The organism is Methylobacterium sp. J-077, assembly GCF_022829365.1.
Taxonomy (GTDB): domain Bacteria; phylum Pseudomonadota; class Alphaproteobacteria; order Rhizobiales; family Beijerinckiaceae; genus Methylobacterium.
In genome coordinates this window covers 105,610-114,143 of record NZ_JAKSYJ010000083.1, presented here as the reverse complement: position 1 = coordinate 114,143, position 8,534 = coordinate 105,610, and the positions used below count along the sequence as shown (strand labels likewise).

Here is an 8,534-nt window from a genome sequence, read left to right as displayed (position 1 = left end):
GAACCAGAGGGCACGTTCCCACGCGTTACTCACCCGTCCGCCGCTGACACCCGAAGGTGCCCGCTCGACTTGCATGTGTTAAGCCTGCCGCCAGCGTTCGCTCTGAGCCAGGATCAAACTCTCACGTTGAAGAGATTGATCAAAGCTGATCACTACATCTTGACAGAGGCTCACATTCGTCCAGGCGTTTCCACCCGAACAGTGTGAGCTTCCAAAAAGCGTATGACAGCTCGCATCCTCTTGATGACCCGGCTTCCACCGGATCCGCAAGGACAAGCGCCGTCCACGCTTCTCTTTCTCGTATTCACTTGTCAAAGAGCGGAGCTGACCTTGGCCAGCGCCTTGAAGAGACCAGTAAACCACCGGATCGTCCCGGTCAAGTGCTACTGAAATCTTCGGAAAGTCCGTCCGGGCGGCTCGCCTTTGCTTGGGCACCGCGTCGGGAGGCGCCGTATAGGACGCCCCGCATTCTGCTGTCAACCGCCCTTTTGCCGGCATCGCACCGACATCGTGGCCGTCGAGCCCGATACCGTCTTCAGGACGCCGCGATGGCGCGCCGTCGCTTCGATAGACGAAGCGCAGCAGGTTCACGATTGTCCTAGAGGAGGCGTCGACCCGCAGGGTGCTGCGTCGACACCGATCGTAGAGGTGATATCGGGGCGCCTGTTTCGCAAGGGGCTCCCGGAGGTTCCGCTGCCCGTAAAGCCGGTCGGGTCGCGGCGACCGCGGCATCGGCGCCCTCCCCGGCCGAGGCAACGCGAAGGCCGGTCGCGTCGTTGGTCACCCAGGATGAGGGAGCCCATGGCGACGATTGCGATCCTGATCGGCACGCAGGCGGGAGCCCGGCTGCTGGCCGCCAATTCCGAACGGGAGGCGGCCCTGTCGGCCGAGGCCTTCCTCTTGCGCCTGCCCCGGCGCGCGCTGCCGGCGCCGCTCTGGGTCCAGTGCGCCGACCCGGCGGTCACCGGTCGCCTGACCTTCTATCTCAGCGACCTGCAGTCCGAGCGGGTGCGCGAGCGCGACGCCCGGGTCTGACCCGGGGCCGCGCCGCCGGATTTCCTTGTCCCGCGCCGTGGTCTAACCCCGGGATATGAACGACGCACGCGATTCAAGCCGGCCCGAGATCCCGGCCGCCGGCGACTCGACCGCCCTGCGCAGGCTCCTGCGCCTGATGGCGGATCTGCGCGATCCCGGGCGCGGCTGTGCCTGGGACGTCCGGCAGACGTTTTCGACCATCGTGCCCTACACGATCGAGGAGGCCTACGAGGTCGCCGACGCGGTGGCCCGGGGCGACCGGGACGATCTGCGCGACGAACTCGGCGACCTGCTGCTCCAGGTGGTGTTCCACGCCCGCATGGCCGAGGAGGAGGGCGCCTTCGCCTTCGACGACGTCGCCAAAGCGATCGGCGACAAGCTGGTCCGCCGCCACCCGCACGTGTTCGATGCCGACGGAACCCCCCTCCCCGCCGGTTCGGCCCTGCGCGACCCGGCGCAGGTCGAGGCCCAGTGGGCAGCGATCAAGGCGCAGGAGCGGGCGGCCCGGGATCCCGGCGCCGCCGCCCCGGACCCCCTCGGCGGCGTCGCCCGCGCCCTGCCGGCTCTGGCCCGGGCCGAAAAGATCTCCCGGCGGGCGGCGGCCTACGGGTTCGACTGGGGCAACGCCGCCCAGGTGATCGACAAGGTCCGGGAGGAGACCGACGAGGTCGCCGAGGCCCTCGCGGCCGGCGATCCGCAGGCCCTATCGGAAGAAATCGGCGACCTGCTGTTCTCCGTGGCCAACCTCGCCCGGCATGCCGGGATCGATCCCGAGACCGCGCTCCGCGACGGCACCGCCAAGTTCGAGCGCCGCTTCGCCGCCATGGCGGAGCACCTGAAGGCCGCGGGCGGGGAACTCGGACGCTCGGATCTCGCCGCCCTGGAGGCCGCCTGGCAGGCGGCGAAGCGGGACGAGCGGCAGCCCTGAGCGCGGCTTTCGCCCGCAGGGTCGCCCGGACCCGAGGGGTCGACAGGCGGCGGCCGGCGCTTATCCTTGGGCCATGCGCCTCATTCTGCCCGCCCTCGCCGCCCTTGCCGTGATCGTGTCCCTGCCCCGGGACGCTCGATCCGAGACGATCGTCCAAGAGCGGTTCGGTTGCCACAGCCAGGAGGTCACCGACCGCCTGTTCAAGCTGGTCATGGCCGGCGACGAGTCGGGGTTCGGGCAGCTCCTGACGGGCAGCCTCGCCACCGGCGAGTGCCGCTCGTGGAAGCGCGGCGAAGACGTCCGGCTCGAGACCCGGACGATGACCTATGGCTGCCTCGCCCTCACGAGCGGGCAGGATCGTTGCTACTGGACGCCGCTCAGCGCGATCGAGACGGCGAAGTGAGTTCCGGGGCTCCGCCAAAGGGCCGAGCCCTCTGGGATCCCGGATGTTCGAGCCGGCGGAGGAGCGGCCTCCCTTCCTCCGCCGCAGACGTGCTTACGCCGCCTTCTTGGGGGCCTTGCCCTTCGGCGCCTCGGCGTCGTCGTCGGGCGTGCCCTCGGTGTTGATCGTCTCGGCGATCTTGGAGAGCAGCGCGTCGGCCTTCTTCTCCTCCTGCAGGGTCTCGTCGAGGAGCTTGGCCGCCTCGGCGTGGCCGAGCTGGCGCGCCCAGGTCTTCAGGGTGCCGTAGCGGGCAATCTCGTAATGCTCCACCGCCTGGGCGCAGGCGGCCAGCACCGCGTCGGCGGCCGGGCTGCCCTCGAAATCCTCCAGATCCTCCTCCATCTCCGAGGTGATGCCCTGCATCGCCTCGCAGGTCTTGGCGCGGGCGGGCTTGCCGATGATCTCGAACACCTGGGTCAGGCGCTCGACCTGCTGGGCGCTCTCCTCGGCATGGGTCTCGAAGGCCTGACGCAGCTCCGGGTGCTCGGCCGCCTTGGCGGACTTCTTGAGCGCCTTCACGGATTGCTTCTCGGCGTAATAGACGTCCTTCAGGGTCTCGTAGAAGGCGTCGTGCAGCGTCTTCGGCTTGGCCATGGCTGTCCGTCTCCAGTGCGGGCCGCTCTCGGGAACGCGGCGTCCGGACGGGGAACGCCGGTCCGGCCCGACGGGTCCGGGCGATATCTTCGCCCTGTGGAGGAACCTTTCGAGCAGCCGCGGCCGCTCAGTCGGCCTTCCGGGTCGGGCCGGATTTCCGGGCGGTCTTGCTCGGTGAGGCCGGGGACGCGGACACTCCCACCGGCTTGGGCCGCAGCCGGTCGAGCACGGCCTCGATGGCGCGCTCGACCGCGGCCTGCTCCGGCAGCGTGTCGGCGAGCGGTGTCGTTCGGCCGGCCTCGCGGCGCTTGGTCATGCACTGTACCCGTATCGGGACCGGGCGACGCGATGTTCCAGCGCGTGCGGCGGCCGCCCCACAGTCTATCTGCGGTGATCCCGGGATCAAAGCCTGCCGGGAGCCTGCGATCCCGGGATCCTGTGATCACGGTTTCTCGGACGTTGCTCGCCGGTCCGGCGGGGGAAAGGGGCGAATGCCGTTCGACCGGTGCGTTCGACCGGCTTCCGGCTCAGTCCTTGCGCCGGCCGAACGGCCAGTCGATCAGGCCGCCGGCCCAGAGCGCGGCCCAGACGAAGACCGGCTGAAACGCCAGCCTTGGGCCGTGGTACCACCAGGAATCCGGGATGCCGTCGACATGGACGGCGTCGAAGGCGTGCTTGAGGTTGGCCGGGTAGACGCAGACCGCGTAGAGGGCGAGCCCGATCGCGGCCGCCCGGCGCAGCGAGCGGGTCAGCAGCCCGATCGCGCCGGCGATCTCGCACAGGCCGGTGGCCAGGATCACCAGGCGCGGCTGCGGCACCCAGTCCGGCATCAGCGGCAGCATCGCGTCGGCGGCCACGAGGTGGACGATCCCGATGCCGGCATAGACCAGGGCCAGCGCGTAGCGCAGCCGGCGGCGCCAGATCTCGGCTGTCGGCTCGGTCATCAGACGCGCTCCTCCGCGACCCCGCAGGCGCGGGCCGCCACCCCCCGGAGCGCCGCCGCGAGCCGGGCCACGGTCGGGTGTTCCGTGCTCGCGAAGGCGGTCCCGCCGATCGCCGTCACGGGGGCGAGCAGCCGCAGGGAGTTCGTGACGAACACCGCCTCGGCGCCGAGGAACTCGGGCAGGCTCAGCGAACCCTCTTCCGCGCGCAATCCGCACGCCCCTGCCAGCCCCAGCACCTCCGCGCGCACGATCCCGGCGAGCACGCCGTCGGCGAGCGGCGGCGTGACCAGCCGGTCGCCGAAGAGTGCAAAAAGATTGCCCGTGCCCGCGCAGGCGACGCGGCCCCGCGTGTTGCAGAACAGCGATTCATCGAAGCCCGAAGCGGCGGCCTCGCGGGCGGCCAGCACGGCGTCGAGATAGCCCAGGGTCTTCAGCCGGGCGGCGGGTGAGGTGTCGTTGCGGGCGATCCCCGTCGGCCACAGCCGCAGGGGCGCGAAGGCCGCGCCCCTGGCGCTCGGCGCCGCGGTGGCGAACAGGGTCGGATGCGGATCGTCCGGGGGCTTCAGCCCGCGCGGGCCGGAGCCGCGGGTGAGGGTGGTGCGGATCGCCAGCCGATCCGCCTCCCCCCCGCCTTTCTCACTTCCTTGCCCGGCCAGCGCCCGCATGGCGGCGCGGATCCGCTCGGGCTCGGCGGGGATTTCGAGCGTGTCGGCCGCGGCGACGAGCCGGGCGATATGGGCGTCCTCGAAGGCCACCCTGCCGCCGAGGGCCAGCGCCGTGTCGAACAAGCCGTCGCCCAGCGTCAGGCCCCGGTCGGTGTGGTCCAAGGGCGCCTGAGTGCCCGGGACGAGCGCGCCGTCACGCCACAGCATCGCGCCGCCCATCCTGTTCCCGCCAGGCGCGGGCCAATCCCAAGAAATTGGCGAACAGGGCGTGGCCGCCCTCGGTCAGCACCGATTCCGGGTGGAACTGGATGCCGTAGGTCGGGTGGGTCCGGTGCGAGAGCGCCATCACCTCGCCCTCCTGCGAGACCGCGTCGATCGAGAGGTGCTTGTCCATGTCGGGGCCGGGGGTGACCACCAGCGAGTGGTAGCGCCCCACCGGCATCGGCGCCGGCAGCCCGGCAAACAGCCGCGCGCCCTGATGCGCGATCGGCGTCGCCTGCCCGTGCAGGGGACGCTTAGCGCGCTCGACCGTGCCGCCAAAAACCGCGCCGATCGCCTGATGGCCGAGGCAGACGCCGAGGATCGGCACGTGGCCGGAGAGATCCCGGATCGCCGGCAGCGAGATGCCGGCCTCCGCCGGCGTGCAGGGGCCCGGCGACACCACCAGGGCGTCCGGGGCGAGCGCCCGGATGCCGGCGACGTCGAGGGCGTCGCTGCGCACGACCCGGACCGCCTCGCCCAGCTCCTCCAGGTAGCGGACGACATTGAAGACGAAGGAGTCGTAATTGTCGAGGACGAGGATCATGCGAAGGCCTCGAACACCCGGGCGGCCTTGGCGAGCGTCTCGTCGTATTCGGGGCCGGGCTCCGACAGCAGGGTCACGCCGCCGCCGGCCTGCAGGACCGCCCGGGTCGCGTCCATGAACACGGTGCGGATCGCGATCGAGGTGTCCAGTGCCCCGTCGAAGCCGATCCGGCCGATGGCGCCGCAATAGAGCTCCCGGGCGTCGCCCTCGATCTCGGTGATGATGTCCATGGCACGGATCTTCGGGGCGCCGGTGATCGAGCCTCCGGGGAAGGTGCCTTCCAAGAGGTCGAGGGCGTCGAGCCCGTCGCGGAGCTGTCCGGTGACCACCGACACCAGATGGTGGACGTTGGCGTAGGTCTCCAGGCCGCACAGGGTGGGCACGGCAACGCTGCCCGGCGCGCAGACCCGGGACAGGTCGTTGCGCAGCAGGTCGACGATCATGACGTTCTCGGCCCGCTCCTTGACCGAGGCCAGCAACGCCTCGGCCGCCGCCCGGTCGGCCGCCGGATCGTCGAGCCGGCGGGCGGTGCCCTTGATCGGACGGGTCTCGACGTGCCGGCCGTCGAGCCGGATGAAGCGCTCGGGCGAGGACGACGCGACGGTCAGCGCCTCCAGCTCCAGATAGGCTCCGAAGGTCGCCGGGTTGGTGGCGCGCAGGCGGCGATAGAGCGCGAACGGGTCGAAGCCCGCCGGCAGCTCGGCGCTGAAGCGCTGGGCGATGTTGGCCTGGTAGATGTCGCCGGCCCGGATATAGGCGCGGACTTTTTCGACAGCGAATTCATAGCTTTGCCGGTCGAAGTTCGAGCACCACGCGAGGTTTTTTGTGACCTGGGGTGGTGCTTCTTCCGGCTGGATCTCCGTGCCGAGCCGGTCCGCGAAGGCGGAAAGCCGCGCCTCGGCGCGCGCCTGCCGGGCCGCCGGCTCGGTCTCGGGAAAGCCGGTGGCGACGAGCCGGCACGTGCCGGCGGCGTGGTCGATCACCAGCACCGTGTCGTAGAGGTTGAACGCGCTGTCGTCGGTGAGCCCCGCCCGCCGGGCCGGGGCCGCGACCCGCTCGAGCTGCGCGCCGAGGTCGTAGGCGAGGTAGCCGATCGCCCCGCCCGGGAACGGGTTTTCGGGATCGGGCTCGACCCGGTAGGGGGCGAGGCAGGCCCGCAAAGCCGCGAACGGGCCGCCCGGGACCGGGCGCCCGTCCAAGGTCGCGCGGCCGTCGCGGAAGCGGAAGCGCGCGAACGGGTCGGCGGCCACGATCGAGTGCCGCCCCAGCGCGTCGTGCCGCATGGCGCTGTCGAGGAAGGCGAGATCCGGCAGGGGCCGCAGCCGGGCGGCCGCCGCGACGGGATCGATGAAGGGGATCTCTCGGGTCCAGATCTCTTGGGTCCACATGACCGGGTTCGGGCTGATGTCCTGAGGGCACGCGCCCCGCGCGCTGCCGTTGCACAGGCGATGCCGCGGGGAAAGCGGCAGTTCCGCGCAAGGCCGCGCCCGTCGCGGGCGGTCGGGACCCGTCCCGGGGGCGGGAGAAGGCCGGCAAGATCTCATGCTGGATCTCAGGACCCGCCAGCAAAGCCCTGCTAAGAGACATGTTTCGATCGCGGCGCCAGCCTCCCGCGCCGGGCCGGGCACCCCTGCGGCGGCCGGTCTCGCGCGGGCGCTCTGGAACCGCTATAGGGACGCGATCCCGAACGCCTGTCCTCGCGCGCCGTGCGACCCGATCCACCGGCCGCACGCGAGGGTGGTGTCCGACCCGTCTTCCGAATGCGACCATGACCGCAACCGCCACGCCCGCCCCCCGGGACACCATCCCCGGCGCCGCCCCGAAAATCTCGTTCGTCTCGCTGGGCTGCCCCAAGGCGCTGGTCGATTCCGAGCGGATCCTCACGCACCTGCGCGCCGAGGGCTACGAGCTGGCCCGCCGCCACGACGGGGCCGACGTGGTGATCGTCAACACCTGCGGGTTCCTGGATTCGGCCAAGGCGGAATCGCTCTCGGCGATCGGCGAGGCCATGGCCGAGAACGGCCGGGTGATCGTCACCGGCTGCATGGGCGCGCAGCCCGAGGAGATCCGCGAAAAGTATCCGGACCTGCTCGCGGTCACCGGGCCGCAGGCCTACGAATCCGTCGTGGCGGCGGTCCACGAGGCGGTGCCCCCGGCCCACGACCCGTTCCTCGATCTGGTGCCGCCGCAGGGGATCAAGCTCACCCCGCGCCACTACGCCTACCTGAAGATCTCGGAAGGCTGCAGCAACCGCTGCAGCTTCTGCATCATCCCGTCCCTGCGCGGGAACCTCGTCAGCCGCCCCGCCGCCGACGTGCTGCGCGAGGCGGAAAAACTGGTCAAAGCCGGCGTGAAGGAGCTGCTGGTCGTCTCGCAGGATACCAGCGCCTACGGGGTCGATATCCGCTACAGTGAGAGCCCGTGGCGCGACCGCAGCGTGCGGGCGAAGTTCTACGACCTCACCAAGGAGCTCGGCGAACTCGGGGCCTGGGTGCGGCTGCACTACGTCTACCCCTACCCCCACGTGGACGAGGTCATCCCGCTGATGGCCGAGGGCAAGGTGCTCCCCTATCTCGACATGCCGCTCCAGCACGCGAGCCCGTCCGTGCTCAAGCGCATGCGCCGGCCCGGCAACCAGGAGCGCCAGCTCGAGCGGATCCGCAGCTGGCGGCAGGTCTGCCCGGACCTCGCGATCCGCTCGACCTTCATCGTCGGCTTCCCCGGCGAGACCGAGGCCGAGTTCGAGGAATTGCTGGCCTGGCTGCAGGAGGCCAGGCTCGATCGCGTCGGCTGCTTCGAGTACGAGCCGGTGGCCGGCGCCACCGCCAACGCGCTCGGCGACCTCGTGCCGCCGGCGCTCAAGGCCGAGCGCAAGCGCCGGTTCATGGAAACCCAGAACGCGATCTCGCTCCGGCTGCAGCGGGCCAAGGTCGGCAAGCGGCTGGCCATGATCGTCGATTCCGTCGAGGGCGGCATCGCCAAGGGCCGGTCCAAGGCCGACGCCCCGGAGATCGACGGCAACGTCCACGCCGCGTTCCGGCGGCCGGTTCGGCCCGGCGACATCGTCACCGTGAAGGTCGACCGGGCCGACGCCTACGACCTCTACGGCAGCGTGACCTGA

10 protein-coding genes and 1 rRNA gene are annotated in these 8,534 nt (G+C 70.9%); 4 read left to right on the top strand and 7 right to left on the bottom strand.

All coding sequences use genetic code 11. The features are described 5' to 3' along the window. Positions 1–129 (bottom strand): 16S ribosomal RNA (locus MKL11_RS06415); the annotation flags it as partial. Between the two features lie 672 nt (positions 130–801). On the opposite strand from MKL11_RS06415, the gene MKL11_RS06410 reads away from it, so the two are divergent. The 3 genes from MKL11_RS06410 to MKL11_RS06400 all read left to right on the top strand — a co-directional run bounded on the left by MKL11_RS06410 (position 802) and on the right by MKL11_RS06400 (position 2,366). Continuing rightward, a complete protein-coding gene (locus MKL11_RS06410) occupies positions 802–1,035 on the top strand; it encodes a hypothetical protein (protein WP_243941379.1) in 234 nt (77 codons plus the stop codon). 55 nt (positions 1,036–1,090) lie between these two features. Next, positions 1,091–1,963, top strand: coding sequence for a nucleoside triphosphate pyrophosphohydrolase (gene mazG / locus MKL11_RS06405; RefSeq protein WP_243941377.1), 873 nt, complete (start codon positions 1,091–1,093; stop codon positions 1,961–1,963). 73 nt (positions 1,964–2,036) lie between these two features. Next, positions 2,037–2,366 (top strand): hypothetical protein, encoded by a 330-nt coding sequence (locus MKL11_RS06400; protein ID WP_243941375.1) that lies wholly within the window; start codon positions 2,037–2,039, stop codon positions 2,364–2,366. A 93-nt stretch (positions 2,367–2,459) separates the two neighbouring features. On the opposite strand, the gene MKL11_RS06395 is transcribed toward MKL11_RS06400, so the two are convergent. The 6 genes from MKL11_RS06395 to pabB all read right to left on the bottom strand — a co-directional run bounded on the left by MKL11_RS06395 (position 2,460) and on the right by pabB (position 6,801). After that, positions 2,460–2,999 (bottom strand): ferritin-like domain-containing protein, encoded by a 540-nt coding sequence (locus MKL11_RS06395; protein WP_243941373.1) that lies wholly within the window; start codon positions 2,997–2,999, stop codon positions 2,460–2,462. Positions 3,000–3,126: 127 nt separating this feature from the next. Then, a complete protein-coding gene (locus tag MKL11_RS06390) occupies positions 3,127–3,315 on the bottom strand; it encodes a hypothetical protein (RefSeq protein WP_243941371.1) in 189 nt (62 codons plus the stop codon). Between the two features lie 211 nt (positions 3,316–3,526). After that, positions 3,527–3,943 carry a DoxX family protein gene (locus tag MKL11_RS06385; RefSeq protein WP_243941368.1) on the bottom strand — a complete coding sequence of 139 codons (417 nt, stop codon included), beginning with the start codon at positions 3,941–3,943 and terminating at the stop codon, positions 3,527–3,529. After that, complete coding sequence (locus MKL11_RS06380; RefSeq protein ID WP_243941366.1) at positions 3,943–4,815, bottom strand: aminotransferase class IV; 873 nt, start codon at positions 4,813–4,815, stop codon at positions 3,943–3,945. Before MKL11_RS06380 ends, MKL11_RS06385 begins: the two co-directional genes overlap by 1 nt. After that, positions 4,802–5,413, bottom strand: coding sequence for an anthranilate synthase component II (locus MKL11_RS06375; protein WP_243941364.1), 612 nt, complete (start codon positions 5,411–5,413; stop codon positions 4,802–4,804). The genes MKL11_RS06380 and MKL11_RS06375 overlap by 14 nt, the downstream gene beginning before the upstream one ends. Next, the gene (pabB, locus tag MKL11_RS06370) at positions 5,410–6,801 is read right to left on the bottom strand and encodes an aminodeoxychorismate synthase component I (RefSeq protein WP_243941362.1); all 1,392 of its coding nucleotides are present in this window, start codon (positions 6,799–6,801) and stop codon (positions 5,410–5,412) included. Before pabB ends, MKL11_RS06375 begins: the two co-directional genes overlap by 4 nt. 380 nt (positions 6,802–7,181) lie before the next feature. Between pabB and rimO the strand changes: the two genes are divergently transcribed. Next, a complete protein-coding gene (rimO, locus tag MKL11_RS06365) occupies positions 7,182–8,534 on the top strand; it encodes a 30S ribosomal protein S12 methylthiotransferase RimO (protein ID WP_243941360.1) in 1,353 nt (450 codons plus the stop codon).